The sequence below is a fragment of the Clostridium sp. NkU-1 genome (assembly GCA_001312405.1).
Window position 1 is genome coordinate 109,972 of the sequence record BBDR01000002.1, and the last position, 26,795, is coordinate 136,766.

The window sequence follows — 26,795 nt, forward strand, 5'->3', positions numbered from 1 at the left end:
CTTTGGAGGGCATAATGCCAGCATATTATATAAAAAATACAAGGGAGAATAAATATGACAAAATATTTGGTTACCGGAGGTGCCGGATTTATAGGTTCTAACTTCGTAAAGTATTTATATGAAAATGAAACAGATATTCACATAACGGTCTTGGATAAGCTTACCTATTCAGGAAATATGGATAATTTGGCTGAGGTGGTTAATCGGGAAGATTTTAAATTTGTAAAAGGAGATATCTGTGATGCTGGTCTGGTGGAAGAGCTGATGGCCGGGATTCATGTAGTGGTTAACTTTGCTGCTGAAGTGGCGGTGGACCGGTCAATTGATCATAAACAGAGCTTTTTAATGACAGATGTAATTGGGGTATATGTTTTATTGGAACAGGCGTTAAAAGATAAAGATACCTTGCAGAAATTCATTCAGATATCAACCGATGAAGTTTATGGGCATATTTATGAAGGCAGCTTTTATGAAACTTCAGAATTAAAACCCAGAAATCCATATTCTGCTTCAAAAGCAGGAGGGGACCGTCTGGCATACAGCTACTTTGCCACATATGATTTGCCGGTCTGCATTACGAGAGCATCAAATAATTACGGACCGTTTGCATATCCTGAAAAAGTGATTCCATTGTTTGTAACAAATCTGGTGGAGGGAGATCCGATTCCGATATATGGTGACGGCAGTCAGATCCGTGACTGGCTCTATGTGAAAGACCACTGCAGCGCAATTTATTGCGTTATAAAAGAGGGAGTAAATGGTGAAGTTTATAATGTTGGCGGCAATCAGGAAATTACCAATTTAGATCTCACCAGAAAGATACTGGCATTGATGGGGAAGGATGAATCGGTAATCCGTTATGTCAATGACCGTCCCGGTCATGATTTCAGATATAGTTTAAATACAGATAAAATAAAAGCGTTAGGCTGGACACCGCAGTTTGATATCACATCGGGATTAAAGCATACAGTTGAGTGGTATGTAAACAATCCGCAATATTGGAAAAAAATTAAGAAAAAAATATGGATGAGAGATATATGAAAGGATTTTGGAATTAACAGCATGAGGTGATAAGCTTATAAAGAGGAATTAAGCAGGGAGAATTTATGGTAAAAAAATCTAATATTATATATATCCAAAAATAACACGACTGAAGAGACTGTGGAATTAATAAAGAAAAATTCAAAGAATCCGCTTGATACTTATAAGATTACTGATGCTGGTAACCTTGATTTATCCGGGTATTCACATATTTATATTGGTACCGGAATCTATGCCGGAGGGATACCCCAGCCAGTGGCAAAGTATATTTCAAAACATAAGAACGAATTAATAAAAAAACCGGTTACATTCTTTTTACATGGCCTTATTTCCCAAAAGGAATACCAGACTATTATTGACAATGCAGTTTCAAAGTATTTGGATAAAGAAAATTATAATTGTGTCTATTTAGGTGGTAAGTTAGATTTAGCAGCTCAAAATTTTATTATCAGAAAGCTGTTGATTGAATTAGGAAAGAAGAATGGTTTTGATCCTCATAATGCCAATACTCTGGAGCATCAGAATATCCGGGATTTGGCAGAACGTTTTTGAGTTGTCGTGAAGGTGCTTGATGAGCTGATTTTTCTAGGCTGGGTCTTCCCGGTAAAGGATCATATTATATTGGCGGATTTAAAACTTTGCTCAGCTGAGAATTCATTCTGGGAGAAATTTATTTCCCCTCATGATAAAGACCGGTTAAAAAGTATTAGAACAGAGCAATCCCGCAGACGGGTTTTACTGCGTCTCGCATTAGTGAGAATAATTTTAGGCTATTACCTGGATTTCCCGCCAGATAAAATCAGCTTTCAAAAAAATGAATATGGAAAACCAGGTATCATAAATCCTGTCGTTAACAGTAATTTTAATATTTCTCACAGCGGTGATGATATCATTGTCATTTTTGACTTTGACAGGGCGGTTGGAATTGATATTGAAACCTGCAGTTCACTTAATAAAAGAAATTTTCACACATTAAAAGGGTTATATAGTGATGGCGAATTAAAACGGTATTGTATGCTGCCTAAACCGGATCAATTTGAGATCTTTTGCCGTACATGGGTTGTGAAGGAAGCGGTTTTAAAAGCGTTAGGAATTGGATTAACGGTTGAATTAAATAGTTTAGACCTTCCAGTGATAGAAACTGATAAAATAATCAGCCTTCCACTTATAGTATACCGGCAAAACCTGCAGATAGAATTTATCCGTCACGCTGATAAATATATAGGAATTGCATATTGTGAGGAAAGCATTGAATGAGAAAGGACTTTTGATGAGACCATTGATTACTGCAAAAGATATATCAAAGGATTTTGTATTAGGAGAAGTAACCATTCAGGCTTTAAAAAAAACATATCTTTTTATATAGAGAAGGAAGAGCTGGTGGTGATTCTGGGGCCCAGCGGATCAGGAAAAGTACACTTTTAAATATTTTGGGCGGGATTGATACTGTAAGTGCAGGCGAGATCTATTACCAGGATACAGCACTGCATCTGGCAGATTCGAGGAAGTTAACGAACTATCGGAGAACCCATGTAGGGTTTGTATTTCAGTTTTATAATTTAATGCCAAATCTTACGGCACTTGAGAATATCGAAATCTCCACCGAAATGAGCAGTAACGCCTTAAATGCAAGGGAGCTGTTGGAACAGGTGGGATTGGGAGATCGTGAAGACCATTACCCCAGCAAGTTGTCTGGAGGACAGCAGCAGCGTGTCGCAATTGCAAGAGCATTATGTAAAAATCCTGATTTGCTCCTTTGTGATGAACCTACCGGAGCTCTGGATATTTTAACCGGGGCTCAGATTCTTTCTTTATTAGTAAATTTCAAAAAAAACAGTACCGTAAAACAGTAATTATCATTACTCATAATCTTGAAATTGCTCAGATCGCAGATCGGGTATTTTATTTTAAGGATGGTTGTTTAGCAGATATAAAGCGCAATGAAAATCCGGCTCTGCCAGAGGAGGTTAATTGGTAATGCAGATGTATTGGCGAAACATTCTGCGGGCTGCCAGAAAAAAATTGGGGAGCTTATATAGGGGCATCTTGTATCATTGCATTCGGTGTTCTTATATACATAGGCATGATGGATGCAATTTATAATCTAAAGGATCAACTGAATTTATACTATCAGCAGTCAAACATGGCCGAAGTATTTGCAGACGTTAAAGCGTTTCCCCAAACAAAGCTTGATGATCTTGAAACGATCCCGGGGATTGATACTGCTTATGGACGGTTGACTCAGGAGGCAAGGGTCTTAATAGGTAATCAGACCGAAATCGTAAGTGTCCGCTTAATGGCTTATTCAAAAAGTGACCGATTGAATTTTATCCATATTACACCTGAAAAAAAGTTGACCCGAGATGATATTTATCTGGGTAATAAAATGCTCAAAGCATATAATTATTCGGTTGGAGAGCCCTTGCAGTTGTTGATTAAAGGGCGGGTGGTAAATTTTAAATTGGCGGGTTTCTGTCATTCTGCTGAATATATTTATGTAACTCCGCCTTCCGGGGGGCGTGTGCCGGATCCAGAGCTTTATGATATCGCATGTGTAGATAAAGATTATCTGGAGGAATTAATGGGGATGCCAGGTTATGTAAACGAACTGGGATTTACGTTGGAACCGGGCTATACGTTTGAGGATGTACGTTATGAGCTTATGGAACATTTAAAACAGTACGGGGTAAAGTCGTTATATGACAGAACGGATCAGACCAGTTATGATTTCGTGGAAGGGGAAGTTAATACACAGGTAGTATTAGGATCATTTTTCATGATTTTGTTTATGAGCATATCAGTCTTTATGTTATATGTGGTACTGAAAAAGATCATTGATCAGGACAGAAGAATGATAGGTACGATGAAAGCATTTGGTTTCCATACCGGAGAATTAATGCTGGGATACATAAAGCAGGGAGTGGGGATTGGCCTTTTAGGAGCAGTATTGGCCGGAGTTTTAGCAATTCCATTTGGTAATGTTATGTTTTCCAGATATAGCGTCTATTATAATCTTCCCAATGCGGTATTCCATTTTTATTGGAAAACAAGAATAATCGGTACTCTTGTTTCGGTATTAACAAGCATATTTGCTGTCTGCACAGGTATACGAAGCATTGCAAAAATAACTCCCGCAGAAGCCATGAGGCTGTCTGAGCCTGCTGCTGCAAGAATCATCAAGTTTCCACAGTGGATTAACCGGCGTTTATATGTAATGCATAAGATCGGACTGCGTTCGATGGTAAGAAGTCCGTTTCGGACCTTTGTAATTGTACTGGCAATCGCATTTCCTTTTGGTGTATCGTCTGCATTACTTTCTTTTGAGGGGGTATTGGATCAGGCGTTCATGAATCAATTTACGAAAGTCCAGATCTATGATTTGCAGATTTTTTTAGACAATTATGTACCATATGCAAAGGCAGAGGCTGCCGGAGCTCAGTTAGAAGGAGTAGTAAAGAGTGAGTCCGTCACATCTATAGGAGTTCAATTAAAAAAAGGACAACTTAATACAATATGCCATACTTATGGGGATGGATAGCGATTCAGAGCTATATAAAATTATGGATTGGGGAAAAGTTTTTTATAGACCAACAGATGATGGAATCATTCTTAGCAAAACATTAGCTGACAAATTGCGGGTAAAAGAAGGGGATTTTATTGAAGTCTATAATGCTTTGCTGGCGCCTGTGGCGATTCAAATCCCAATAAACAGAGTGATTTATGATAGTTTTGGAGGCGGATGTTACTTAAGTGCTAAAGGGATCAGCAAGTATTTCAATACAAATATGATATCGGATATGATATTGCTGAAGGTTCAAAGCGGTAAGCTGGATCATGTAAAAGAGCAGGTCTTAAAGACCAGCCGGGTTACCAACATGGTCGACAATGACCGGATCAGAAGATCGTATCGTGAACAAATAAAAGCAACTGTGGAGATGATGACAATGTTTGCTGTTGCAACAGCGATTTGCGGTATGATACTCATTAATAACATTTTGATGATTAATGTCAGGGAACGGCGGGTGGAGTATGGGACACTTATGGTTCTTGGAATTACTGCCAAAGAATTTCGCAATATGATCTTTTTTTTGAACAATGCATTTACTTCTTTTTCGGTATTATTCTTGGTTTTCCCATTCTTGAAGGGGTAAAGCGGGTAATTGAAAACACAATGGCAGCAGATTCCATAAGAATTAAAATGACGGTTTTCCCAATGGCGTATATTGAATCGTTTCTAATTTGTTTGATTATCCTGGTTGGCTCAAGTATTGCTGTAATGCGTAAAGTGAATAAGATATTGCCGGTGGATATCTTGAAAGACAAGGAGTAAGATTGATGAAAATAATAAAAATCAGGAAAAAATGTTTCTTTGGCCTATTAGGAGGGGGCATTATTCTTTTGGTTTTATTGCAGCTTATAGCAGGAACAAGGGGCGTAAAGGTAAACGCAGTTACAGTGGTTAAAGGAGAGCTGCATGACTATTACACAGAAGAGGGCGTTTTAAAAGCAGGCGTTGAGTATCAGGTGATTTCAAAAATCACAGGTGCTATTGAGTCAGTAGAAGTGAGTGAAAATACGGAAGTCAAAAAGGGTGATTTGCTTCTCGTAATCAGTGACCGTGATTTAAGCTATGAAAAGGAGCTGCATCAAAGCACTCTTTTGGGATATCAGGCGCAGCTGGAGCAAAGTAAAATCAATCAGATTATGTCCGCATCACCTGAGGAATATTTGGCTTCTATCAGGCAGGACATGGCTGCCAGCCAGGCCCGATATCAAGCTGCAAAAACCTTAGCTGATGCCAATGGGGAATTATACCGGGAAGGCGGTGTTTCCAAAATGGAGTGGGAGCAGGCCCAGGCAGAGTATCACAGTGCCCAGTCGGCTTATGATGCTGCAAAAAAACCGCTATGAAGAAAGCCAGCAATTTTTAGAAAACCTTAATCAAGAGGGAATTGACAAAGATACATTGAACAGCCGCTTCTATGAAAGTATAAGCGGTCAGCTTCAGGCATTCATTCAATCTGAGAAAACCACCATCTCAAAATTAGAGGATCAGATCAGGGATTGCAGGATAGTTGCTGAATGTGATGGGGTTATAAAATCATTACCTGGTGAGGAGCGTTCAATGATTCAGGCCGGGCAGGTTGTGGCTGTTATCAATTCTTTTCAGGAACCCATAATAGAGGCTGATGTTTTAACAAGTATAGAACCCTATTTAACAGTGGGTGCGCCTGTAGTTTTAACCCAGAAGCTGAGAAATCAAGATTACAATTATTCCGGAACAATTCGTGAGATTTATGGATTTGCGACTCAGGGAACCTCTGCTTTGGGGTTAGATGAGTACCGTGTGCGTGTAAAAGTAAAGGTGGACCCGGAGCAGGATATTCCACTAAAACCAGGTTATGGGTTTAATTTGCAATTTACTCTTTATGAAGGGAGTGACCAATTAGTAGTTCCCCTAAATACACTATTTAATTTTGATCATCAGGATTATGTTTTTGTAATTGTAAATGGGCGTACTGAGAAAAGACCTGTAACGGTAAAATATCGTTCTTCAGATCAGGCAGTCATCTCAGAAGGTTTACAAGAAGGAGATAAGATTATAACAAATGTTGATTCAGAAGAGATTTATGAAGGATTAAAAGTGTACAATTGATCCAAATCTATGGGATTTTCATTGGGTATCGGGAGGAAAAAGTATGAATGTGTTGATTACGGGCATCAACGGTTTTGTAGGAAGGCATCTCTTTTCCAGACTTAAGTCTCCTGAGAATAAGATCTACGGACTTGGAAAGGAGGCATTTTCTTCCTGTTTTCCGGACGGATATTATCAGGTGGATATTACGAAAAAAAATTTGAGATAAAGAAAGAGTTTGATGTGGTCATCCATCTGGCGGCACTGAACCGTACCACGATTGGAACGGACATTGACAGCCGGATTTTTCACCAGGTAAATGTGAAGGGAACAAGAAATCTCATTCATTCCTGTAGATATTCTAAATTTATTTACATTTCCACTGCTGCCGTCTACTCCAGGGAACGTGAGGTCATCACAGAAGAATCCCCCATAGCACCAGCGGGAAATTACGCAAAAACCAAATATGAAGCGGAGCTTCTCTGCCAAAGCCTGATTCCTGAAAAAAAAGTTAATCATTCTTCGCCCCGTCAACCTTATCGGTGCCGGGCAAAAGAAGATCGCCGCAGTACCCGTGTTCTTTGAGCAGGCAAGAAACCATGATGCACTGGAGTTGCTTGTATCTCCTTCAAAGACCATGCAGTTACTTGATGTTACGGACTTTACCCAGGCCATCAGCCAGTGTCTCTGCTTCCACGGCAGCGGGATCTTTAATTTAGCCCATGAGGATTCCATGACCATGCTTCAGCTGGTAAACAGGATCCTTGAGTTATGTGATTCCAGGTCTTTACTGGTCTTAAGGGAAGAAAGAAAAGAGGCTCCCTCTGTTATAAATGCAGAAAAAGCAGGCCAGAAATTACACTGGAAGGCATCTAAGACCATGAATGATATATTAATGGATTACTGGTTATCACTGAAAGAACGTAAGAACAATTACATATAACTCTTTACAGACAGGAGGAATGGGAAAATGAAAGTACTGGTAATTGCAACTCATATTGACGATGAAGTGTTAGGGTGCGGCGGAACCATAAAGAAGCACACAAAAGCAGGAGATGAAGTTTCTGTAGTGTTCATCAGTTCCCAATCCTCGAAGCGTTTTAACGTAGAACTGATTAACACCAGAAAGTCACATGCAAAAAAAGCAGCAAAGGTGTTAGGTATCCAGGAGATATTCTTCGCAGACCATCCCTTAATCATGTTAGATACGGTTCCCCAGCTTGACATTGTGACATCTCTGGAGCGTATTATTTTTGAGATAAAACCAGAAGTTTTATATTGCCATTATGATGCAGATATGAATTCGGATCATCGGATCGTCTCTCAGGCGGCCATGGTCTGGTGCAGACCCTCAAAGACCCCTTTTTTTAAGAAAAGTATTATTATATGAAATCTTTGCTTCCACACAGAAGTTTTATCCCAATTATTACGTGGATATCAGCAATGAGATAGAGGAAAAACTGGCGGCTCTTTCTGTTTATACTACAGAAAACAGCGCTCAGACCCGAACCATGGAAACCACCAGACTGGTGGCAGGATACCGGGGAGCAGAAATCAGTACGGCCTATGCAGAAGCTTTTTATGTATACCGGGAAATTGTATAAAGGAATTTGCAGTTATCAGAAAGGAGCGTGGTTTGCATGAGGAAAGGAATAAAACTATTATCTATGTGTGTTATAGCTGCAATTTTATCCAACGTTATCTGGTTCACACGGTACAGGAGGGTAAACAGGATTTATTATAAAAGCAGTTTGAATAACAGGAGCACGGGAGAAGGCCATGGTACGGAAGATTGAATATAAAAAAAGTATGGCTATGATGTTTGCAGGAATCGGTATTGATTACCGGAAAGTAATAGAAAAGCTTCCTGAAAAGGAACGAAGAAGAATCCGTGAGTTATCCGCTGTACTAAAAGACATATATAAACTGGATGTGGAAGCCTATCTTAAGGGAGAATGTCCGGATACAGAAAACAATTTCTATAACTGGCTCAGTATCTATACATGTGATTATGCGATTTACCAATGGTATGCTGCCCAGGGAATTGTGCCGGATTATCTGATCGGGTACAGCATGGGACTTATAACTGCACTGGCATGCAGCCATTCCATTACCTTTGAAGCAGGAGCCTTCCTGCTCTGTCAAATCAACAATAAAGTGTGTGAGGAAGAAGAGGGAATGGCAACAATCATTGGTTTTGAGCGGGAGGAACTCAGCCGGATCATAAACGATTGCCAGTGTGAGGACCGGGTCTTTATTGCCTGTGAAAACAATCCCTATTGTTTTGGAATCTCAGGATATCAGCATTCTGTTAAAAAAAGTATGTGAGGAGGCGGCACAAAGAGGCGCACTCAATATCTATGCTATTGATTCCAAATTTGCTTTTCACACTCCCCTGTATCATAAGCCAGAGAGGGATCTGTCAGTAAGCGTAGAAAAGATAACGGTTTTAGATTCACCGATTCCGGTTGTATCCAGTATTGATCAAAACCTCCGATGGAAATCCAGGGACCTGCTGATGAATTGGTACGGAATATGTACAGCACTATGAAGTGGGGAGAGTCCATTAGCTTTCTCTCCCAGTCCGGAACCAGGAATTTTATTGAGGCAGGACTGGGGAAAGGACTGACGAAAATCTCCCGATCAATAGAAGATACCTGCCGTTTTGATACCTTTGATACCGTAAACAAGATGATCGCAAATCAATCCTTTGAGGAAGCGCTTATGGGGTAGCTGGGAAAATTATGGGGAAACATAGAAGTATGGAGAAATTAGCCCCTATGCGGGCAACTATAAATAATAGAGAAAGGCTGGAACAGAAAATGAAATATGTACGAATGATACTTTTAAGCCTTATGGTGAGCCTTTTATTAATGGGGTGCAGCACCGCCAAAGAGCTGCAAACTACGGCACAGACCAAAACCCAGGAAACTACCGCCATAGACAAGGATACCCAGGCAGTACCGGTAAAAGGTAAAATCATATTATCGACCACCACCAGTACCCAGGACTCAGGCTTTTAGACGTAATTCTCCAGGATTTTACCAGGAAGACAGGCTGGGAAGCAGATACGGTAGCTGTGGGCACTGGGGAAGCATTAAAGATGGGGGAAAATGGAGAGGCAGATGTGCTCCTCGTTCATGCGAAAGCAAAAGAAGAGGAATATATAAAAACCGGCTTTGGAGTGAAACGATATGATGTGATGTATAACGATTTTGTGTGGTAGGTCCTACTGGAATGATTGAAAAGAATGAGGACGCGAAAACAACATTTCAGACCATCTTTGACAACCAGTATCCTTTTGTTTCCAGAGGCGATGATTCCGGAACTAACACAAAAGAGCTGTCGATCTGGAAGAATTTGAGTATCACACCCGGCCAGAATCCCAATTACATAAATTCCGGCCAGGGAATGGGAGCCACCCTTCTTATGGCAGATGAAAAGGGAGCATATACCCTGTCCGACCGCGCTACCTGGCTGACAACAAAAGAGAAGACTGCCATGGATATTATCTGTGAAAAAGATACACAGCTTCTCAATTATTATGGAGTCATTGCTGTTAATCCCCAGTTAAATCCCAAAATCAATGCCGAGGGAGCTAAGGATTTTGTAGACTGGATTCTTTCTGATGATACCCAGGCACTAATTGGCAGTTATGGAGTAGAAGAATATGGACAGTCATTATTTACCCCTAACGCCGGGCAAATAAATAAGGGCATAATCTTATGCAGTTTCTCACAAAACTCCATCTGGCTTTTAATAAAGAAATCATGGATATCATATGGCTGACCATGAAGCTGGGGCTTGTGTCAACCTCTCTTTCCGCATTGCTGGGGATACCCCTTGGTATATTGCTGGAGAGAGGGGATTTTTTTGGAAAGGCGATTATTTTAAGGATTAACCGGACGCTTATGGGATTTCCTCCAGTTGTGGTGGGCCTTATGGTCTATCTGCTTTTGATGCGCAGAGGCCCTTTGGGCGATCTCTTACTTCTGTTCTCCTTCCATGCAATGGTCATCGCCCAGTTATTCATTATCATCCCAATTATCAGTGGAATGGTCTACACTGCGGCAAAGAATACAGCACCTCAGATAAGGACGTTTGCCGTAAGTATGAATGCCAGCAAAGGCCAGACTTTTTTTTTGTTAATAAAAGAGATGAAACAGGACATCTATTTTATATTGGTAACCAGTTTTGGACGGTCGATCAGTGAGGTGGGTGCCGTCATGATCGTGGGAGGAAACATTCAGTATAAGACAAGAACCATGACTACTGCAATTTCATTAATGAGAAACAAAGGGGATTACAGTGAGGCCATCACCATGGGGGTGATTCTTTTAATTCTCTCATTTTTAATTCAGACGTTGATCGATATGTTAAGAAGGTATGAATACAATGGTGAAAATTATTGAACTGGAAAAGGAAATAGGAAGTTTTCAATTAAATATTAAGAGGCTGTTTTTTTCAGGAGAAAAAAGTACATGGCCTGATCGGCAATAACGGAAGCGGAAAATCCACCCTGATTAAACTCATCACCGGCTGATGAAGCCCGATCATGGGAGCATTGATCTTGGCTCTCTTGGAAGGGAAGACATTACGTTTACTGCCCAAAGGCCCTATATGCTTCATGATACTGTTTACCATAATTTGATCTATCCATTAAAGATCCGAAAGCAGATACCTGTAAAAGAAGAGATTCAAAAATGGCTTGAATGCTGCGGTTTCACAGGAAAGGAAAAGCAATTTGCCCCCAGCCTTTCCAGTGGGGAACGCCAGAAACTTTCCTTTGCAAGAGCCTTATCTTTAAGCCTAAACTGGTGTTCATTGATGAGACCATGGCAAATATGGACCTGGAAAGTGTCAGGGTATTTGAAAAAATCATTACAGAGATCCAGAAAGAAGATCCTATTACCTGGGTAATCGTAAGCCACCAGCCTACCCATATCGATAACCTCTGCCAGGAGGTTCATATTATGGAAGCAGGACACCATCTTTTTTCAGGAACACCAAAAGAGACGGGAAACTTTATGAGGGGAAGGAATGAAAAACAATGGAGTTACTAAACGTAGATACCATAGAGTCAGCAAGAGCGAAGCTGGCAGATGCCATGCAGGAAAAGAAGCCTGAAATGATCCGGTTAGACTTATTAAAATCCCAGGGCTATATTCTGGCCCAGGATGTCATAGCGCAAGAGTCAGTTCCTTCTTTTCGGCGTTCCACGGTTGACGGGTATGCGGTTTTATCAAAGGATACGGCGGGAGCATCAGAGAGTCTGCCTGTGTTTTTAGAAGTGGTGGAAGAGGTATCCATGGGGGCTCCTTCTCTTTGCTGCCTGAAAGCAGGAACGTGTGCCTGCGTGCCCACCGGGGGAATGATCCGGAAGGGGCTGATGCCATGGTTATGGCGGAATATTGTGAGCTCTTTGATGACAATCATCTGGCCGTCTATTGTCCGGTGGCTTATGGAAAAGATATTGTTTCCCAAGGAGAAGATATCCATCAGGGAGAGCTGGTTTTAAAAAAAGGAACCGGAATTCGTCCTCAGGAGATCGGTGCCCTGGCAAGTCTTGGAATCCTTGAAGTCAGGGGATATCGCCCGTGGACCATAACCATCATCTCCACCGGAGATGAACTGGTTCCTCCCTCTGCTGTACCGGATTCAGGAGAGATAAGAGACATTAATTCCTATGTGCTTGGTGCCCAGGCAGAAAAATACGGCCTTAAGATACAGGGCCTTATGGTCCAGAAAGATGATAAAAAAAAGCTGAAAGATATGGTAAGCTGTGCCATGAAAGAGAGCGATCTTGTAATCTTATCAGGGGGAAGCTCGAAAGGAAAGAAAGATGTCACCAGCCAGATTATTGATGAGGTGACAGATGGTCACACCCTGGTTCGCGGATTGGCCTTAAAACCGGGAAAGCCTGCCATATTTGGGTATGACCGGTCAAGCGGCACCCTGGTCGCAGGGCTGCCCGGTCATCCGGTTGCGGCCATGCTGGTATTTGAACTTCTCATTGTATGGCTTTATAAGCATATGACCAATCAGCCGCAGGACCATTCTCTCTTTGCCCGGATCACTACTAATCTGGCCGGAGCGCCTGGCAGAGCTACCTGCCAGCTGGTGAGACTGATAAAGAAGGAGCGCCAGTACTATGCGGAACCCGTTTATGGGAAATCCGGGCTTATTACTACTTTAACAAGAGCAGACGGTTATCTGATGATCGGACAAAACCAGGAAGGATTAAAAAAGGACGAACAGGTGGAAGTATTCTACTTATGATAAAATACCCATGGAAAGGCAGAAGTTATGGGAAAAAGGAATTTGTATCTGAATAATACCCCGGTAGAGGAAGCGCGATCTATTTATATGAATGCCCTCAAAGAGCGGATTAATATGCAATATGAAGAGATTCCCACAGAAATGAGCTTAGGCCGTATTACAAAAGAGGCTGTATTTGCATTATGCTCTTCTCCTCTTTTTAACGCCGCAGCCATGGATGGGATCGCAGTTATTGCTGAAAAGACAAAAGGAGCCTCGGAGCGGGAACCTTTGGAGCTGAAAAAGCAGGAGGATTTTCTTGTAGTAGACACAGGTGATCCTATCAAATATCCTTATGATGCAGTTATTATGGCAGAAGATGTAATGGAGATTGATGACAGCACGGTAAAGATTCTGGAGGCCGCCGCCCCCTGGCAGCATATCAGGCCGGTGGGGGAAGACATTGTAGCTGGAGAGATGCTTTTAGCCAGTATGCACAAGATCCGTCCCATTGACATTGGAGTTCTTTTCTCAGGGGGAATTACAAAGATCAAGGTAGTAAAACTGCCGAAAATCGCCATATTTCCCACAGGAACTGAGATCATAGAACCGGGAAACGAGCCGGGGGAAGGTGATATCTTAGAATCCAACTCAAGGATGTTTGAGGCCATGGCAGTTTCTTACGGGGGAATTGCCCACCGCTTTCCGCCCATTAAAGATGATTATCAAAAAATCAGGCAGGCGGTATCTGCTGCCCTTGACCAATATGATATGGTAATTGTAAATGCCGGTTCCAGTGCAGGAACAGAAGATTATACCGTTCATATCTTAAGAGAACTGGGAGAAGTTCTGGTCCATGGTGTTGCCATAAAGCCCGGAAAACCGGTGATACTTGCGGTTGTAAAAGATAAGCCGGTAATCGGACTTCCAGGTTATCCGGTGTCGGCTTACATTGGCTTTGAGAATTTCGTAAAGCCTGTGATGTCTTTGTTCACCGGAGAACACGGATATGAAAGTAACAAGGTAGAGGCCGTAATCTCAAAGCGGCTGGTCTCTTCCTTAAAACACAAGGAATATGTTCGGGTAAAAGTAGGAGAGGTAGGAGGAAGGCTGGTGGCTTCCCCTCTTGCCAGGGGAGCAGGAGCGGCTATGAGTCTTGTGCGGGCAGACGGTTTCTGCGTGATCGGGCAAAATAGCGAAGGGGTGGAAGCCGGAGAATCCGTAACTGTGGAATTATACAGAAACTTATCAGAGATCAGACATACTCTGGTTTCGATTGGAAGCCATGATCTCATCCTTGATCTCATTGGGGATCTAATGTCGCTTCATGATCCGGGAATCTACATGTCAAGCACCCATGTGGGGAGCATGGGCGGGCTTATGGCATTAAAGCGGGGAGAAGCACATATGGTGCCTGTTCATCTTTTGGATGAGGAAACAGGAGTTTATAATATCCCTTTTTTTTAACCCGCATGTTTCAGGATTCTATAGCCATCATAAAAGGAGTGAAAAGAATTCAGGGCCTGATCATTCAAAAAGGAAATCCTTTAAATATCAAAGGCATTGAAGATTTGACCAGATGCCGTTATGTGAACCGACAAAGGGGAGCGGGGACCCGTGTGCTCTTTGATTATAAGTTAAAGCTTGGCGGGATCGACCCTTCTCTCATTTCTGGTTATGAAAGAGAAGCAGCTACTCATATGGCAGTAGCTGCGTTAGTAGCCAGCAACAGTGCAGATGCAGGCATGGGAATACTTGCTGCTGCAAATGCCCTGGGGTTGGAATTTCTTGCAATCGGGGAAGAAGAGTATGATTTTGCAGTTCCGGTCAAATATCTGGATCTTCCTGAGATGATATCCTTTATTCGGGTACTGAAAAGTGAAGAGCTCCACCGGCGTATGGAACAGATCGGAGGGTACCAGTATAATCTGGCAGGAGAAATCCGATATCTGTAAGATACGTTATAAAGAGCCAGACTTAGTCAAAAAGAAGCCTTTGTTCATTAGAATACAGATTTAGTCGGGTTCCTTTTGCTGAGCCCACTAAAGTAATATTGAATTTGTTCGCCATCTCAATAGCCACATCTGTGGGAACTGAGCGGGCAACAAGGATGGGGATTTTTGCTTTGATGATTTTGGTTATCATATCACTGGGCACTCTGCCGCTGGTGATGAGAACGGTTTTTGATAAATCAATCCGTTGGTCCATGGAGCAGCCCAGTATCTTATCCACCGCATTGTGTCTTCCAATGTCTTCCATTAGATACAGTAAACCCTGGTTATCATATAAGCCACAGGAATGGATTCCTCTGGTTAATTTGTAGATATCACTGCTTTTTTGAAATTCATTCATATAAGATAAAATCTTTGAAAACTTGATGGTAAAAGAGTAATCCAATGCAGTTAAATCCCAGTCGTTCATAAGGTAATAAGCGATGGAGTGCTGTTTCCCGCAGGCGGTGGTGACCGTACGTATTCCTTCTGTCGCATTGATGACATCTTTAAATACATCACTGGTCTTTAATTTTACAAAGGCTTTGCCTTCGTCTTCCAGGATTTCTATGGATTTTATCTCATCCATCCCATGAATAATTCCTTCCGAAAATAAATTCCCAAGAACCAATTCATATAAATTCTTATGGGTGCAAATAAGGTTTACATAGCGAATGTCGTTCACATAAACCGATAACTTATATTCAATGAGAATTTCTTCGGATTCTTCCGACTGTGTTTCATTGCTGCATAATAGAAGTTTATATTTCTTACTGATGTGGTTTTTATCTGGCATGTGTTTCTCCTTTGCGGATCGATCAGGTCGTCAGGGAGCATCGGTATTTACTGCCTGTGGGTATGATCCTCATTATTAATGTCAGGTATTTCCCACAGACGGATAGGTACCTAACCAGGAATCAATGATGGCATCTCTCTTTTTCTCCTGAGTTGAGAATATCTTGCTCTGATTTCTTTTCTTTTTGGGCCGCTGATTGTCAATTCCGTCTGATCGGACATAAGAACCTTCTCATAGGAGATCTGCCGGATATGGTCATAATTGACCAAAAAAAGAATGATGAATCAATAAAAAACCATGATCTTCTAATTTTTCAAATACGCTCTTCAGTTTCCCATAGAAAATATACCGGCTGTTTTTCGTAATTATATTGATTTTGTGACCTTTGGATATCTCGAAATAAATAATATCCTCGATAGGAATACTGCATTGTCCTCTGTCGATATCCTTAAAACCAAAGTTTTTATCTTGGAATTCCTTTATCCGTTTATAGGCACTTAAAAGATCCTTTTTAAAAAGTTTACGATCAATGGGCTTTGACAAAAAGCGAAAGGTGTCTAAGCAGAAAACTTCTTTTGCACGGTTATCATAAGAAGAAATATAGATAATAATGGTTTTTTTGATCTGAAAATAATATCTTAGCTTGTCTCCAACTTCGATTCCGCTCATACCGTTCATACTGATATCCAGAAAAGCCAAATCATAAATAGTACCGCCTTTTAGTTTTTCGCATAACTCCTCCCCAGATGTAAAAGAATCGATTAAGTAGGAGATATGTGCCTTTGATAGTGTGCTTTCTATCAGGGTTTTGATCTGCTCAATGAACACAGGTTCGTCATCACAGATAGCAATTTCAATCATGAATGTCTCTGTCTCCTTCCATTCTTTAACTTGATCTAATTTTATCATAAGGAAATAAAAAAAGTGTTAAAAATGTAAAAAAATAACGAATATCCAAAAATGGTAAATAGCTGGACAAAGACATTTCGGGCCAGGGAATATTATGTGCCGGCAATATGGAACATAACAAAAGAAGCAGAGAAAAGAAAAAAAAGAGAAGCTGAAATATGTTAAGGCCTATAAGCTGATTGTACAAAAAGATGCTCACAGGAAGAATTCCATTGCAAAAACCACCATGCAGGCGGCTATGGAAACCTGAAACAGGCTTTTTTCCTTATAAGCCAGAATGGCAGCCGTCAAAAGTGCCGCGGCCCCGGACCATATACTTTTCGTGGCTGTAAGGATGGCAGGAAAGGTCATTACCGACAAGGTCACATAAGGAACATAGTAAAGAAAAGACCGGATAAAGGGAACCTTTATTTCCCGCCGGATAAGGGTCAGGGGAAGGACGCGGATCAAATAGGTAACGGCGGCCATGACCAGTATGTAAAGATAGATTCGGTTATTCATGAGAAACCTCCATAGTATCAGGTACCGGGAACAAGGCTGCAGCAGCTCCCGCAATCACAACGGTCAGTATGATCAGTCTGAATCCGGAAGAAATCCTGTGCAGTGCCGGAATCAGAAAGAACAAAAGACTAAAGGCCATGGAAAAGGCGGTCACTCCTGCCAGAACACGGTTTTTCTTTGCAGGCGGGATGATAATTGCCAGAAACATCCCATACAGGGCCACGCCTAAAGCGCTTAAAGCTCTTTCCGGCAGAAGGCGTCCAAAGTAAGCGCCGGCTGCGGTTCCCAGTGTCCAGCCCGGAATGGCAAGCAGAAACAGGCCGTAGCAGTACCATGGATTTAAGGGACCCGGCTTACACACGGAAACACCGAAGATTTCATCTGTTATTCCGTAGCCGATCAGCAGGCGGTGATAAAATGAGGGTGTTTTGTCAAGCTTTTGGGAAAGGGAGCAGGACATGAGACTGTAACGCAGGTTAATGACTAACTGGGCAGCGGCCATTTCTGCAAAGGGAGCGCCGGCTGTGATAAGGCCCAGGCCCGCAAATTGCCCTGCTGATGTTAAGTTGGTAAGGGACATCACAATGGACTGCCATGGTGACAGTCCTGACTTTAATGCTATAATTCCAAAGGTAAAGGATACGGCAATATAACCAAGAAAGATGGGGATTCCATCCTTTATCCCGGATTTTAGCTGTTCTCTGCTGGTATTCATCATGCTCCTCCTCATAGGACGTAACCGCCCTTATCGTATTTATAAAATATACCATGAACCTTTACATCAGTAAAACAAATGTTTATAATGAAAACATTAGAAAAACTAATGATAAGGAGCTGGGAACATGAAGCGGTACCGGGCAGTTATGAAGATTGTGGAAACAGGGGGATTTACCAGGGCTTCTAAAGAGCTTGGGTATACACAGTCCGCCATCAGCCAGATGGTGCAGTCTTTAGAGGAAGAGCTTGGCACAGTGCTGTTTGTCCGTTCTAAAAAGGGAGTGGTACTGACTCCTGACGGAGCAGAGCTTTTACCCTACATAAAGAATATATACCATGCTTACAGGGAGCTTACGGAGAAGAGAAAAGAGATGGAAGGAATCCAGAATGCAACCATCCGGATCGGTACCTTTGCCAGTGTATCCTGTCATTGGCTGCCGGGATTAATGAAGACGTTTAAGGAGAAGTACCCACTGGTCAGCTTTGAACTCTACCAGGGAGATTATACAGCCATTGAACAGCTGGTAAAGGATGGAAGCGTGGATTTTGGACTCATTAATCCCCAGGCAGTTCGGGATCAGGAGCTTAAGACCATTCCATTAAAAAAGGATCCCATGCTGGCAGTCCTTCCCCTTTCCCATCCCCTGGCAGGGAATGAGAAGGTCGTGCTGAAGGAACTGGCATCAGAGCCTTTTATTCTTCTGGAGGAAGGAAGCTTAAATGAACCCATGGAATTCTTTCGCGACCATGGGATGGAGCCGAATATCCAGTATATCATTCACGATGATTATACGATCATGGCTATGGTCGAAAAGGGGCTGGGTGCCGGAATTTTATCGGAGCTTATATTAAACCGTGTGGATTATAATATTGCTGTCAGAGAGATAGAACCGCCATTAGCCAGGACCATTGGCGTTGTTTTTAAGGATAAGAAAACTATCCCCTTTGCCAGCAGGCAATTTCTGGAATATCTCACAGAGGAATATGGGGAACTAAATCATAACTATGGAGGAGAAAAGAATGGGGCATAAAAATTTAACAACACTTTGTTATATCCAGCAGGAAGATAGCTATTTGATGCTCCACCGGATAAAAAAAGAAAGACGATATGAATCAGGACAAGTGGCTGGGGGTAGGAGGCCATTTGGAGGAAGGGGAGAGTCCGGAGGAATGTCTTTTGCGGGAGGTAAAGGAAGAGACCGGATTATCCCTGCATTCCTACCGGCTCAGGGGCATTATTACCTTTGTGTCAGACAAGTATCCCGATGAATACATGTTTTTGTACACTGCTGACGGATATGAAGGGACCCTGACAGAATGTCCGGAAGGAGAGCTTAAATGGATACCAAAGGAAGAAATAGGCGGCCTCTCTCTTTGGGAAGGAGACCGTATTTTCTTTGAGCTGTTACTCACGGATATTCCTTTCTTCTCCTTAAAGCTTGTGTATACAGGGGACCATCTGGCAGACGCTTTGTTAAATGGCAAGCCATTGGCGCTTTTGCCTGCTAATCCAAAAGTTCCTTCCGCGAAAAGAGAGCATAGCTGATCTTATACATCAACAGATTCCATGCCAGTGCTATAAAGGGAGAGCAGCACAGAAGGATAAAGACCAGGTGATCTGTAAACGAAACACCGAGGAGGGTGAAAAGCTTATAGATACCAAAGAAGATGGCGCCGGGAACCAAACAGGAAACAAGCAATAAAATACGGGCTTTTTCTGCGCCGAATTTAAACAGAAGAGGGATTGACATGCTTCCCGCAATTTCTGCAATTGCCAGGCTCGCTACACCGGTAAACAGCAGAGTAATCATGTTATTGATGCTGCTGAAAATATCCTTATGTGCAATGATGCCGCCTATAGTGCCAATTACCAGCCCGGTGACAGCGCCAACCGCTGAGAAAATCAGAAGAACAATAAATTTGCTGATCACTATGTCCTTTTTTGTAACCGGCATAACCATGGCGTATTTCATCCATTTGGAATGATCATCAAAGCTGAATGTAGTGATGATCATTGAGCTGCATAGAATGCCGCTCATAATGATATAGCCCTCCAATCCCATGGAAGGAATAAGAGAGAACGCTAAAATCAGCAGTATAAAAATCATGGACCTGGCATTATGCCCGATGTTATATAAATCTTTTAAAATTAAACTTTTCATTTTACCTGGTCTCCCTTCACATAGAGAAGAAGGATATCGTCAATAGAGGCATTATCTACCACTGCAGTCTTGTATTTACGGCGGGCCTTTTCCTTGTCTGCCACCAGCACATCCCATTGATAGTCGCGTTTCCGGTAAGCAAGGATCTCTGATTTGTCAATGGCGTGGAACTGATCCGTTTTGCACCGGATAATGCCATATTGGTAGCGCAATTCATCCTTTTCTTTGCAGAATAGGGTTTTCCCTTTATGAATAAAAGTAATGTAGTCTGCCACCTTCTCCAGATCCGTGGAAATATGGGATGACATCAGGATGGAATGGTCTTCATCCTGTACAAAGTCCAGAAACAAATCCAGCATATCGTCACGCATGACCGGGTCAAGCCCGCCGGTCGCTTCATCCAGAATCAGAAGCTTCGGTTTATGGGAAAGCGCAACGGCAATGCCAAGCTTCATTTTCATTCCCCTGGAAAATGTTTTGATCTCTTTGCGGGGAGGAAGCTGGAATCTTCTCAAATAGTTATCGTAGGCGGTTTCATCCCACTGCCTATAGCTGCTGCCGAGATCCTGCCGATTTTAGCCGGCGTAAGAGTCTCATAGAAGTTGATGCCGTCAAAAACGACTCCTATGTTTTCTTTGATATTTTTGGGATCGGAAGAAAGCTCCTTCCCCCAAAACTTAACCATCCCTTCCTCCCTTTTGATAAGATCAAGGATAGCACTGATTGTAGTGCTTTTACCGGCACCGTTCTCACCGATCAATCCCATAATAGCACCCTTGGGAATGGAAAATGATACATGATCCAATTTAAAATCAGGATATTGTTTCGTCAGATTTTCCAACCTGCAAATCGGCTCCATTTTTACTCCTCCTCTTGGTAAAACATAGTCAAAAGTTCAATCAGCTTGCCCAGTGATATTCCGCTGGTCCGGGCAATATCAGCTGCCTCCTGCAGATGTTCCTCCGCTTTTCGCTGCTGTTCTTCCTGAAAGAAATCTTTGTTTTGTGCCGATACAAAACTGCCCCGCCCAACGGTTGTTTCAATGAAGCCGTCCCGTTGTAAATCTTCATAAGCTTTTTGTACGGTAATGACGCTGACATGAATGGATTTAGCCAATGCCCGCATAGACGGGATAGGGTCGCCGGTCTGCAGCTCTCCGCTCATAATCAGCGCTTTTATCTGCGAAGTGATCTGCTCATAAATGGGCTTATTTGTGTTACTGCTGATTATAATTTCCACAGTAGGTCTCCTTAGTGTTGTATAGTGTACTTGTTGAACAAGTACATTATATGCGATGTATTTTGCCATGTCAATAGGGAACATTTTACCATATGTCTTTGACTTTCAAATATATATGGCAAAATATACGGGATCCCCATATTTCTCTCAATGCATTCTCCAAGCCCAAAACAGGCCTCTTGCAAAAATCCGTGCAAGAAGCCTGTTTTCTTATTTTTTTTCTTATTTTGTATCAAACAAATCATTCCATCTCCACAAGAATTTTCCGCACCAGCGACGCGTTCTTCTCTGCATAATGAAATGCCGCGACCACCTCTGACAACGGATATTTCCTTGTGACGAACTCCTTCACCGGCAGCTTTCCAGCCTTTAAGTATTCGATGACCGGCAAAAACCGGTTGGTCTGGTGGCGGGAGCCTAAGACGGTCAGCTCTTTTGCCGCAAGCTTGACCGGAGCGATTTCCGACGGCTTTGCGTTAAAACTCATTTCCACGATTCTTCCGGCTGCCCCGGCAACGTCAATGGCCTGCTCAAAGCTGGAAACCGTACAGACCGCATCCACTACCACGTTGGCGCCGTAGCCGTCGGTCAGCTTTAAGACTTCCTTTATTACATCCTGTTCCTTGGCATTTAAACAGACATCCGCCCCCAGCTTCCTTGCATATTCCAGCTTTTCGTCAAAGATATCGGAAATGATCACCTTTGCCCCTAAAAGCTTTGCATTGACTAAAACAGTCAGGCCAATGGTTCCTGCTCCCATGACTAATACAGTATCCCCTTCTTCCACCCTTCCCCGAAGGCAGGCCTGTGCGCCGATGGTAAATGGCTCGGTGAGCACCGCCTGATCGTAAGGGATTTCTCTGGGAATCAGAAAGACATTCTGCACCGGCAGTACGAAATATTCCTGAGCCGCTCCGTCGATGTGCGCCCCCATGACCTTTAAATGATGGCAGGCATTGTGCCGCCCCTTTTTGCAGGCATAGCAAACACCGCAGTAGCGGATCGGCTCCGCGACGATGTGGTCGCCCGGCTTTACCTTTGTGACGGCACTTCCTACCTCCACGACCTCGCCCACAGCCTCATGGCCCCATACCAGGGGATACACGGCAAAGGCATTGGTTCCGTGAAGGATGTGCATGTCGCTTCCGCAGATTCCCACACATTTAACCTTCATTTTTACATCCGTAGGATTTACAAGATCCGGCTCCTTCCGGTCTTCAAGAACCAGGACTCCCGGTTTTTTTATCAGACTTACTTTCATGTCATCAACCTCCAAACCAGTGCAACGGCACCTCAATCAATGCGGGACAGAGGGCCAGGGCAAGCAATAGGCCGCACTGGGCGATAAAATAGGGCATGGTAGGCGGTATGATTTCCTCCATGGTCACCTTTCCCGTGGCACATGCCACATTGAGCACCGGTCCCACCGGAGGAGAGGTCAGGCCCAGAACATTGGCCAGGCAGAACAGCACGCCAAAGGCTACCGGATCCAGCCCCGCTTCTGTGATCAGGGGTAGGAAAATAGGCGTTAAAATCAGGATACAGGGCACCACGTCCATAGCCAGACCCACGATAATGACAATGATCATCAGGGTAAAGTTTAAAAGAATTGGATGGGCCACCAGTCCGGAAAGCCCCTCGGTCATCATTTCCGGAATATGGGCTACGGTCATGGTATAGGCCGCCAATTGTGCCGTTGCCGCCAGAAACATGACCACTGCGGACATTTTCGCGCTGGAAACCATAGCGGAAATGAAGTCCTTGAATTTCAGTTCTTTATAGACAAAGGCTCCTACAAGAAGTGCGTAGACCACGGCAATGACTCCTGCTTCCGTTGCGGTGAACATGCCGCCCCGAAGCCCGAAGAGGATAATTCCGGGAAGGAGCAACGCCCACAGTCCGGAGGTAAAGGTCTTTGCGATTTTTTTCAAGGTCATCTTCGGAATGCCGTCCACCGGCGGACAATCCTTTCTGGAAATGAAGAACCAGCAGGCGGACATTAAAATGGTCAAATAAATGGCCGGTGCGATTCCCCCCATGAACATGGATTTTACGGACACCTTTGCTGAAATGGCATAGATAATAAAGGGAATCGACGGGGGCATGATGGGGGCAACTAAGTTGGCGCTTGCCACCAGGGCTGCGGATTTTGCCCGGTCATAGCCGGATTTTGCCATCATGGGGATTAAAATGGCTCCCAGCGCCGCGGTAGAAGCTACGGCAGAACCGACCAGGGCGGCAAAGAGCAGACAGGCCAGAATGGTCACATAGCCTAAACCTCCCGGAATCCGTCCTACGAAAATGTTGCAGAATTTGATGATCCGGTCGGTCAGGCCGCCCCGGTTCATCAGCTCCCCTGCCACCACAAAGAAGGGCAGTGCCATCATGGTCACGCTGTCCGTCCCCCGCATAAGCTGCTGGGCATAGAGCAGGGGCTTTGCATTTCCGCCGCCAAGGAGCAGATAACCGGTTCCTGCGGCGCATAAAATGAGGGAAAAGGAAATGGGCAGCCCAAAGGCCAGTGCAATGAGCAGTATGGCAAAAAATACGATAATAATGGTCAGTTTGGCAGAGCCAAACAGTGCAAGTCCTGCAAACATGTCACGCCTCCTTTGCGGTCGGTTCCGCTTCGTCTTCGTCATGGGGCATAATCAACTCCAGCAGTGTGGCTTTGGTACAGACGGCTTTGTAAATATTCACCGCAGACAGGATCATGATGGAGATTCCCATGATCAGTCCGGGCAAATACATGATCCATATGGGCGTGCCGGTCGCCACCAGCTTGTCCGCCTTCATCATCCACATATAGTCAAAGGTTCCCCTGGCTACCAGATACATGAGCCAGATGATGATGACCTGAAGGACCACAAAGACTGCCCTTGCCCCGCCCTTTGGCAGGCGTACCAGAAGGGTTTCAATGAGCAAGTGCTTATTGTCCCGCATAGCCAGAATGGAACCCATGTAAACAAGGTAAATGAAGCAGAGCCTGGCGATCTCCTCGGTTGCGGCCGAGCCTAAACGGAACTGGCGCAGGATCACATTTAAAAAGACCAGAAGGATCATAATGGCAAGGCACACGGAAATCAGTACCTCTATGCCCTTAAACAGGGCATCAATGGATTTTTTCATTGTCAGTCACCCCTCTATTCTAAGCTTCCGTTATTTTACGTCCTGAATTTTTTTTACCAAATCCTCTGCCCAGTCATTTTCAGAATAGAGCTTGTCATACACGGGCTTGATTTTTTTCTATGATTTTTGCCTGATCTTCAGCAGTCAGGGCTGTTACGGTCACACCGGCTTCTTTTAAAGTCTTTCTGTCCTGATCCACACTTTTTATGTACTCGTCCCATGCCCAGGCGGAGGATTCCTTTGCAGCTTCCCTGATGATGTTCTGCTGGTTTTCGCTTAAGCCGTCCATGCGATCGGCATTGACAACGATCTGGAGGGTGGCAATGATGTGGTTTGTCTCATAGACCCATTTCTGCACTTCTTCGAACTTCTGGCTTAAGATAGTCACCATGCCGTTGTCCTGGCCGTCAACCACACCGGTTTCCAGGGCGGAATACAAATCCCCAAGGGGAATGGTCTGGGCGCTGGCGCCCAGGTTCTCCGCAATGCCGATATGGATGGGGTTATTGGGCATACGCAGCTTCAAGCCGTTAAAGTCTTCTACGGTTTCCAGCTTTTTGCTGGAGCTGAAAGTACGGGTGGAGTTAGGACCCCAGCCAAGTAAGTAGGTGGTAGGGAATTTTTCATGGAATTCTGCAGCCACCTCATCACCGATCTCGCCGGTCCATACGGATTTGGCATGGTTAATATCCCGATATAGGAAGGGCCAGTCCGCAATGAGCATCTTCGTGTATTCCTGGTTCATGACCGTGCCGACCACTGCCATATCAATGGTTCCGGAACGCACACCGCTCCAAAGATCGGCTTCATTGCCCAGAAGCCCGTTATGGGAAATATTGACGGTGATGGAACCGCCGGATTTTTCCTCCACCTGCTTTTTAAATACCTCGTCCATGGCCCTTGCATGGGGTGGGTTTCTGCCCAGGTGTCGCCTAAGGTCAGGCTCACCGCCTTGTCATCGGCCCCTGCGGTGGCTCCGCCCGGCGCATCGCCTGCTTTTGCTGTGTCCCCTTCTTTTGCTGTGTCCCCTGCTGCCGGCTTATTTGCCGCCTGGCTGCTGCATGCCGTTAAGACTGCTCCCAGGATACAGGCAGCCATGATTCCAAAAAACCAGTTCTTTTTCCTCATTTGATAAACCCTCCTATGTATTTGTGTAATATTTTACATTAATATTTTACTGTTAATATATTAATTATCGCAAGCGTAAAAATTTACAATTCTTTATTTTGCTTTTTGTACATATTAGATATATTTTTCTGCATTATTTCATGCTAATATTTTAACAGAGCCAGAGGGAGTATTCAGTTAAGCGGATATTTGCAATCCGCGGCCCTGCTTGCTCCACCTGACAGAGGTAAAACCCTGCAATCCGGCAATAAGAGAAATTTTCATTATAGAAAGGACACTTAAACATGGCAAACCGTACTCGTACCTCGGAAAAATCAGCCGCAAGCCTGGCTTACGATTTTTACATGACAGCATCATTGGGATGAAATTAAAGCCCGGACAGCCTTTAAATTTAGAAGAGCTTTCCGAGCATTTAAAGGTGAGCAGATCCCCCTTCGGGATGCAGTGATACGCCTGGAGCATGAAGCTGATTACCTCCCTGCCCCACAAAGGCACCCTGGTTTCTAAAATCAATTTAAAGCAGGCCAATGAAGAATGCTTTCTCCGCATTACCATAGAAGAGGAAATTTATTCCCTGTTTTCGGATCTATGCAATGAAAGGGATATTTCCAGGCTGAGAGACTATATCAAAACCCAGGAAAAGGTGATTCAGGATCACGATATCCGCATTTTTTTTAAAGCAGGATGACGAGTTTCACAAATATCTTTATCTGCGCACAGATAAGGAATTTTCCTTTAATCTTCTGCAAAACAGCATCGGCCATTACAACCGGCTCCGCCTTCTCACCTGCACGGAAAACCGGGTAGTAAGCAGCTCCATTCAGGAGCACAAGGACATGGTGGGGCTGTTCCTGAAAAAGGACAAGGATGCGCTGAAAAAAGCCGTCCGCGACCATGTGATGAAGGTGGACAATGACAAGCTGGAGCTGCGTTCCAAGTATCCGGAGCTTTTTGAGGGGGATTTAAAGGCCAATGAGCCTGCGGAAAATATCTTTACAAAGGATTTTCTGTCACAGCTTAAATAGGTTTCTGACGAAAAAAAGATTGACCGGATTTTCTATCCGTGGTATATTGATGATATTATAAATGATAGGATGTGTGTGTTTGTTAATTGTATTAAAACATGGAGCATAAGGCAATTTTATATGAAAAGCAGGAGTCGGGACAGGAAGGCTGCAGGTCTTTCCTCTATTTCGTGTACCTGTTTTGCCCATGGGATACAAAACAGACAGAATAAGGTTGAAAGCCTGTAAGACGTCAGTTTGTTGTCTTACAGGCTTTTTTGCGTG

At 43.5% G+C, this 26,795-nt stretch carries 35 protein-coding genes and 4 pseudogenes; 28 read left to right on the forward strand and 11 right to left on the reverse strand.

All coding sequences use genetic code 11. From position 1 onward, the window contains the following. Window positions 1-54 precede the first annotated feature (54 nt). The 24 genes and pseudogenes from rfbB to JCM10519_RS25910 all read left to right on the forward strand — a co-directional run bounded on the left by rfbB (window position 55) and on the right by JCM10519_RS25910 (window position 14,889). The gene (gene rfbB, locus JCM10519_RS03170) at window positions 55-1,041 is read left to right on the forward strand and encodes a dTDP-glucose 4,6-dehydratase (protein WP_054737925.1); all 987 of its coding nucleotides are present in this window, start codon (window positions 55-57) and stop codon (window positions 1,039-1,041) included. Window positions 1,042-1,131: 90 nt separating this feature from the next. After that, window positions 1,132-1,593, forward strand: a complete 462-nt coding sequence (locus JCM10519_RS03175) for a flavodoxin domain-containing protein (RefSeq protein ID WP_347843203.1) — start codon at window positions 1,132-1,134, stop codon at window positions 1,591-1,593. 6 nt (window positions 1,594-1,599) lie between these two features. Beyond that, window positions 1,600-2,298 carry a 4'-phosphopantetheinyl transferase superfamily protein gene (locus tag JCM10519_RS03180; RefSeq protein WP_054737927.1) on the forward strand — a complete coding sequence of 233 codons (699 nt, stop codon included), beginning with the start codon at window positions 1,600-1,602 and terminating at the stop codon, window positions 2,296-2,298. A 13-nt stretch (window positions 2,299-2,311) separates the two neighbouring features. Further along, window positions 2,312-3,019: pseudogene (locus tag JCM10519_RS03185) on the forward strand (ABC transporter ATP-binding protein). Window positions 3,020-3,184: 165 nt separating this feature from the next. Next, on the forward strand, window positions 3,185-4,579 hold the full coding sequence (locus JCM10519_RS03190; protein WP_054737928.1) for an FtsX-like permease family protein: 1,395 nt from the start codon (window positions 3,185-3,187) through the stop codon (window positions 4,577-4,579). Window positions 4,580-4,601: 22 nt separating this feature from the next. Then, a complete protein-coding gene (locus JCM10519_RS03195) occupies window positions 4,602-5,192 on the forward strand; it encodes an FtsX-like permease family protein (RefSeq protein WP_347842994.1) in 591 nt (196 codons plus the stop codon). A gap of 184 nt (window positions 5,193-5,376) precedes the next feature. Then, entirely contained in the window at window positions 5,377-5,952 is a 576-nt protein-coding gene (locus JCM10519_RS03200; RefSeq protein ID WP_054737930.1) for a biotin/lipoyl-binding protein, read from the forward strand. Beyond that, on the forward strand, window positions 5,912-6,697 hold the full coding sequence (locus JCM10519_RS03205; RefSeq protein ID WP_347842995.1) for an efflux RND transporter periplasmic adaptor subunit: 786 nt from the start codon (window positions 5,912-5,914) through the stop codon (window positions 6,695-6,697). Before JCM10519_RS03200 ends, JCM10519_RS03205 begins: the two co-directional genes overlap by 41 nt. A 43-nt stretch (window positions 6,698-6,740) precedes the next feature. Continuing rightward, a complete protein-coding gene (locus JCM10519_RS25875) occupies window positions 6,741-6,905 on the forward strand; it encodes an NAD-dependent epimerase/dehydratase family protein (protein WP_347842996.1) in 165 nt (54 codons plus the stop codon). 14 nt (window positions 6,906-6,919) lie between these two features. Beyond that, on the forward strand, window positions 6,920-7,261 hold the full coding sequence (locus JCM10519_RS03210) for an NAD-dependent epimerase/dehydratase family protein (RefSeq protein ID WP_054737932.1): 342 nt from the start codon (window positions 6,920-6,922) through the stop codon (window positions 7,259-7,261). After that, complete coding sequence (locus tag JCM10519_RS03215; RefSeq protein WP_054737933.1) at window positions 7,251-7,619, forward strand: hypothetical protein; 369 nt, start codon at window positions 7,251-7,253, stop codon at window positions 7,617-7,619. The genes JCM10519_RS03210 and JCM10519_RS03215 overlap by 11 nt, the downstream gene beginning before the upstream one ends. A 27-nt stretch (window positions 7,620-7,646) precedes the next feature. After that, window positions 7,647-8,066 carry a PIG-L family deacetylase gene (locus JCM10519_RS03220; RefSeq protein WP_054737934.1) on the forward strand — a complete coding sequence of 140 codons (420 nt, stop codon included), beginning with the start codon at window positions 7,647-7,649 and terminating at the stop codon, window positions 8,064-8,066. Window positions 8,067-8,106: 40 nt separating this feature from the next. Continuing rightward, window positions 8,107-8,280 carry a hypothetical protein gene (locus JCM10519_RS25880; protein ID WP_347842997.1) on the forward strand — a complete coding sequence of 58 codons (174 nt, stop codon included), beginning with the start codon at window positions 8,107-8,109 and terminating at the stop codon, window positions 8,278-8,280. A gap of 175 nt (window positions 8,281-8,455) precedes the next feature. Beyond that, complete coding sequence (locus tag JCM10519_RS03225; RefSeq protein WP_054737935.1) at window positions 8,456-9,004, forward strand: hypothetical protein; 549 nt, start codon at window positions 8,456-8,458, stop codon at window positions 9,002-9,004. A gap of 168 nt (window positions 9,005-9,172) precedes the next feature. Then, window positions 9,173-9,409 carry a hypothetical protein gene (locus JCM10519_RS03230; protein WP_054737936.1) on the forward strand — a complete coding sequence of 79 codons (237 nt, stop codon included), beginning with the start codon at window positions 9,173-9,175 and terminating at the stop codon, window positions 9,407-9,409. Between the two features lie 29 nt (window positions 9,410-9,438). Then, window positions 9,439-9,699: a hypothetical protein gene (locus JCM10519_RS25885; protein ID WP_347842998.1), complete on the forward strand. Its 261-nt coding sequence runs from the start codon at window positions 9,439-9,441 to the stop codon at window positions 9,697-9,699. Window positions 9,700-9,704: 5 nt separating this feature from the next. Further along, complete coding sequence (locus tag JCM10519_RS25890; protein ID WP_347843204.1) at window positions 9,705-9,902, forward strand: substrate-binding domain-containing protein; 198 nt, start codon at window positions 9,705-9,707, stop codon at window positions 9,900-9,902. An 11-nt stretch (window positions 9,903-9,913) separates the two neighbouring features. Beyond that, complete coding sequence (locus tag JCM10519_RS25895; RefSeq protein WP_347842999.1) at window positions 9,914-10,465, forward strand: substrate-binding domain-containing protein; 552 nt, start codon at window positions 9,914-9,916, stop codon at window positions 10,463-10,465. Then, window positions 10,402-11,088 carry an ABC transporter permease gene (locus tag JCM10519_RS03240; protein WP_054737937.1) on the forward strand — a complete coding sequence of 229 codons (687 nt, stop codon included), beginning with the start codon at window positions 10,402-10,404 and terminating at the stop codon, window positions 11,086-11,088. Before JCM10519_RS25895 ends, JCM10519_RS03240 begins: the two co-directional genes overlap by 64 nt. A 423-nt stretch (window positions 11,089-11,511) precedes the next feature. Next, window positions 11,512-11,739, forward strand: a complete 228-nt coding sequence (locus tag JCM10519_RS25900) for a hypothetical protein (protein WP_347843000.1) — start codon at window positions 11,512-11,514, stop codon at window positions 11,737-11,739. 65 nt (window positions 11,740-11,804) lie between these two features. Then, window positions 11,805-12,634 (forward strand): annotated as a pseudogene (locus tag JCM10519_RS03250) (molybdopterin molybdotransferase MoeA); the annotation flags it as partial. 75 nt (window positions 12,635-12,709) lie between these two features. After that, window positions 12,710-12,955 carry a hypothetical protein gene (locus JCM10519_RS25905; RefSeq protein WP_347843205.1) on the forward strand — a complete coding sequence of 82 codons (246 nt, stop codon included), beginning with the start codon at window positions 12,710-12,712 and terminating at the stop codon, window positions 12,953-12,955. Between the two features lie 27 nt (window positions 12,956-12,982). Then, window positions 12,983-14,401 carry a molybdopterin biosynthesis protein gene (locus JCM10519_RS03255; RefSeq protein WP_347843001.1) on the forward strand — a complete coding sequence of 473 codons (1,419 nt, stop codon included), beginning with the start codon at window positions 12,983-12,985 and terminating at the stop codon, window positions 14,399-14,401. A 38-nt stretch (window positions 14,402-14,439) separates the two neighbouring features. After that, window positions 14,440-14,889, forward strand: a complete 450-nt coding sequence (locus JCM10519_RS25910; protein ID WP_347843002.1) for a substrate-binding domain-containing protein — start codon at window positions 14,440-14,442, stop codon at window positions 14,887-14,889. 22 nt (window positions 14,890-14,911) lie between these two features. Here the strand turns inward: JCM10519_RS25910 and fdhD are convergent, their stop codons facing one another. The 4 genes from fdhD to JCM10519_RS03275 form a co-directional block, all read right to left on the reverse strand. Beyond that, complete coding sequence (fdhD, locus tag JCM10519_RS03260; RefSeq protein ID WP_054737939.1) at window positions 14,912-15,721, reverse strand: formate dehydrogenase accessory sulfurtransferase FdhD; 810 nt, start codon at window positions 15,719-15,721, stop codon at window positions 14,912-14,914. A 255-nt stretch (window positions 15,722-15,976) separates the two neighbouring features. Next, window positions 15,977-16,582 (reverse strand): response regulator, encoded by a 606-nt coding sequence (locus JCM10519_RS03265; protein WP_054737940.1) that lies wholly within the window; start codon window positions 16,580-16,582, stop codon window positions 15,977-15,979. Window positions 16,583-16,825: 243 nt separating this feature from the next. After that, complete coding sequence (locus tag JCM10519_RS03270) at window positions 16,826-17,131, reverse strand: AzlD domain-containing protein (RefSeq protein WP_054737941.1); 306 nt, start codon at window positions 17,129-17,131, stop codon at window positions 16,826-16,828. Next, window positions 17,124-17,849, reverse strand: a complete 726-nt coding sequence (locus JCM10519_RS03275; RefSeq protein ID WP_347843003.1) for an AzlC family ABC transporter permease — start codon at window positions 17,847-17,849, stop codon at window positions 17,124-17,126. Before JCM10519_RS03275 ends, JCM10519_RS03270 begins: the two co-directional genes overlap by 8 nt. A 124-nt stretch (window positions 17,850-17,973) precedes the next feature. On the opposite strand from JCM10519_RS03275, the gene JCM10519_RS03280 reads away from it, so the two are divergent. Continuing rightward, window positions 17,974-18,879, forward strand: coding sequence for a LysR substrate-binding domain-containing protein (locus JCM10519_RS03280; RefSeq protein ID WP_054737943.1), 906 nt, complete (start codon window positions 17,974-17,976; stop codon window positions 18,877-18,879). Beyond that, a pseudogene (locus JCM10519_RS03285) lies at window positions 18,869-19,394 on the forward strand (8-oxo-dGTP diphosphatase). Before JCM10519_RS03280 ends, JCM10519_RS03285 begins: the two are co-directional and overlap by 11 nt. On the opposite strand, the gene JCM10519_RS03290 reads toward JCM10519_RS03285, so the two are convergent. From JCM10519_RS03290 to JCM10519_RS03325, 7 genes and pseudogenes are all read right to left on the reverse strand, one after another. Next, window positions 19,354-20,010: an ABC-2 transporter permease gene (locus JCM10519_RS03290; protein ID WP_054737944.1), complete on the reverse strand. Its 657-nt coding sequence runs from the start codon at window positions 20,008-20,010 to the stop codon at window positions 19,354-19,356. The pseudogene JCM10519_RS03285 and the gene JCM10519_RS03290 sit on opposite strands and share 41 nt — an antisense overlap. Further along, window positions 20,007-20,869 (reverse strand): annotated as a pseudogene (locus tag JCM10519_RS03295) (ABC transporter ATP-binding protein). Before JCM10519_RS03295 ends, JCM10519_RS03290 begins: the two are co-directional and overlap by 4 nt. 2 nt (window positions 20,870-20,871) lie before the next feature. Further along, entirely contained in the window at window positions 20,872-21,249 is a 378-nt protein-coding gene (locus JCM10519_RS03300; protein WP_038284718.1) for a GntR family transcriptional regulator, read from the reverse strand. A gap of 241 nt (window positions 21,250-21,490) precedes the next feature. Further along, window positions 21,491-22,510 (reverse strand): alcohol dehydrogenase catalytic domain-containing protein, encoded by a 1,020-nt coding sequence (locus tag JCM10519_RS03310; RefSeq protein ID WP_054737946.1) that lies wholly within the window; start codon window positions 22,508-22,510, stop codon window positions 21,491-21,493. A gap of 4 nt (window positions 22,511-22,514) precedes the next feature. Further along, window positions 22,515-23,849 (reverse strand): TRAP transporter large permease subunit, encoded by a 1,335-nt coding sequence (locus tag JCM10519_RS03315; RefSeq protein ID WP_054737947.1) that lies wholly within the window; start codon window positions 23,847-23,849, stop codon window positions 22,515-22,517. A gap of 1 nt (window position 23,850) precedes the next feature. Next, a complete protein-coding gene (locus tag JCM10519_RS03320) occupies window positions 23,851-24,378 on the reverse strand; it encodes a TRAP transporter small permease subunit (RefSeq protein ID WP_054737948.1) in 528 nt (175 codons plus the stop codon). A 94-nt stretch (window positions 24,379-24,472) separates the two neighbouring features. Further along, complete coding sequence (locus JCM10519_RS03325) at window positions 24,473-25,249, reverse strand: TRAP transporter substrate-binding protein (RefSeq protein WP_347843004.1); 777 nt, start codon at window positions 25,247-25,249, stop codon at window positions 24,473-24,475. A 717-nt stretch (window positions 25,250-25,966) separates the two neighbouring features. On the opposite strand from JCM10519_RS03325, the gene JCM10519_RS03340 reads away from it, so the two are divergent. After that, complete coding sequence (locus JCM10519_RS03340; RefSeq protein WP_054737952.1) at window positions 25,967-26,194, forward strand: hypothetical protein; 228 nt, start codon at window positions 25,967-25,969, stop codon at window positions 26,192-26,194. 22 nt (window positions 26,195-26,216) lie between these two features. Beyond that, entirely contained in the window at window positions 26,217-26,531 is a 315-nt protein-coding gene (locus tag JCM10519_RS25915) for a hypothetical protein (RefSeq protein ID WP_347843206.1), read from the forward strand. The last annotated feature ends 264 nt before the right edge of the window (window positions 26,532-26,795 follow it).

What these genes read in the sequence shown, in the direction of transcription:
- JCM10519_RS03230 (WP_054737936.1), top strand. Translation starts at nt 9,173, where the DNA reads ATGGAAATCCAGGGACCTGCTGATGAATTGGTACGGAATATGTACAGC.
- JCM10519_RS03280 (WP_054737943.1), top strand. Translation starts at nt 17,974, where the DNA reads ATGAAGCGGTACCGGGCAGTTATGAAGATTGTGGAAACAGGGGGATTT.
- JCM10519_RS03310 (WP_054737946.1), bottom strand. Translation starts at nt 22,510, where the DNA reads ATGAAAGTAAGTCTGATAAAAAAACCGGGAGTCCTGGTTCTTGAAGAC.
- JCM10519_RS25875 (WP_347842996.1), top strand. Translation starts at nt 6,741, where the DNA reads ATGAATGTGTTGATTACGGGCATCAACGGTTTTGTAGGAAGGCATCTC.
- JCM10519_RS03200 (WP_054737930.1), top strand. Translation starts at nt 5,377, where the DNA reads ATGAAAATAATAAAAATCAGGAAAAAATGTTTCTTTGGCCTATTAGGA.
- JCM10519_RS03225 (WP_054737935.1), top strand. Translation starts at nt 8,456, where the DNA reads ATGGTACGGAAGATTGAATATAAAAAAAGTATGGCTATGATGTTTGCA.
- JCM10519_RS03290 (WP_054737944.1), bottom strand. Translation starts at nt 20,010, where the DNA reads ATGAAAAGTTTAATTTTAAAAGATTTATATAACATCGGGCATAATGCC.
- JCM10519_RS03340 (WP_054737952.1), top strand. Translation starts at nt 25,967, where the DNA reads ATGAAGCTGATTACCTCCCTGCCCCACAAAGGCACCCTGGTTTCTAAA.
- JCM10519_RS25895 (WP_347842999.1), top strand. Translation starts at nt 9,914, where the DNA reads ATGATTGAAAAGAATGAGGACGCGAAAACAACATTTCAGACCATCTTT.
- JCM10519_RS03240 (WP_054737937.1), top strand. Translation starts at nt 10,402, where the DNA reads ATGCAGTTTCTCACAAAACTCCATCTGGCTTTTAATAAAGAAATCATG.
- JCM10519_RS03190 (WP_054737928.1), top strand. Translation starts at nt 3,185, where the DNA reads ATGGCCGAAGTATTTGCAGACGTTAAAGCGTTTCCCCAAACAAAGCTT.
- JCM10519_RS25905 (WP_347843205.1), top strand. Translation starts at nt 12,710, where the DNA reads ATGACCAATCAGCCGCAGGACCATTCTCTCTTTGCCCGGATCACTACT.
- rfbB (WP_054737925.1), top strand. Translation starts at nt 55, where the DNA reads ATGACAAAATATTTGGTTACCGGAGGTGCCGGATTTATAGGTTCTAAC.
- JCM10519_RS03275 (WP_347843003.1), bottom strand. Translation starts at nt 17,849, where the DNA reads ATGATGAATACCAGCAGAGAACAGCTAAAATCCGGGATAAAGGATGGA.
- JCM10519_RS25900 (WP_347843000.1), top strand. Translation starts at nt 11,512, where the DNA reads ATGGCAAATATGGACCTGGAAAGTGTCAGGGTATTTGAAAAAATCATT.
- fdhD (WP_054737939.1), bottom strand. Translation starts at nt 15,721, where the DNA reads ATGCCAGATAAAAACCACATCAGTAAGAAATATAAACTTCTATTATGC.
- JCM10519_RS03195 (WP_347842994.1), top strand. Translation starts at nt 4,602, where the DNA reads ATGGATTGGGGAAAAGTTTTTTATAGACCAACAGATGATGGAATCATT.
- JCM10519_RS03265 (WP_054737940.1), bottom strand. Translation starts at nt 16,582, where the DNA reads ATGATTGAAATTGCTATCTGTGATGACGAACCTGTGTTCATTGAGCAG.
- JCM10519_RS03320 (WP_054737948.1), bottom strand. Translation starts at nt 24,378, where the DNA reads ATGAAAAAATCCATTGATGCCCTGTTTAAGGGCATAGAGGTACTGATT.
- JCM10519_RS03270 (WP_054737941.1), bottom strand. Translation starts at nt 17,131, where the DNA reads ATGAATAACCGAATCTATCTTTACATACTGGTCATGGCCGCCGTTACC.
- JCM10519_RS03220 (WP_054737934.1), top strand. Translation starts at nt 7,647, where the DNA reads ATGAAAGTACTGGTAATTGCAACTCATATTGACGATGAAGTGTTAGGG.
- JCM10519_RS03315 (WP_054737947.1), bottom strand. Translation starts at nt 23,849, where the DNA reads ATGTTTGCAGGACTTGCACTGTTTGGCTCTGCCAAACTGACCATTATT.
- JCM10519_RS03255 (WP_347843001.1), top strand. Translation starts at nt 12,983, where the DNA reads ATGGGAAAAAGGAATTTGTATCTGAATAATACCCCGGTAGAGGAAGCG.
- JCM10519_RS25885 (WP_347842998.1), top strand. Translation starts at nt 9,439, where the DNA reads ATGGAGAAATTAGCCCCTATGCGGGCAACTATAAATAATAGAGAAAGG.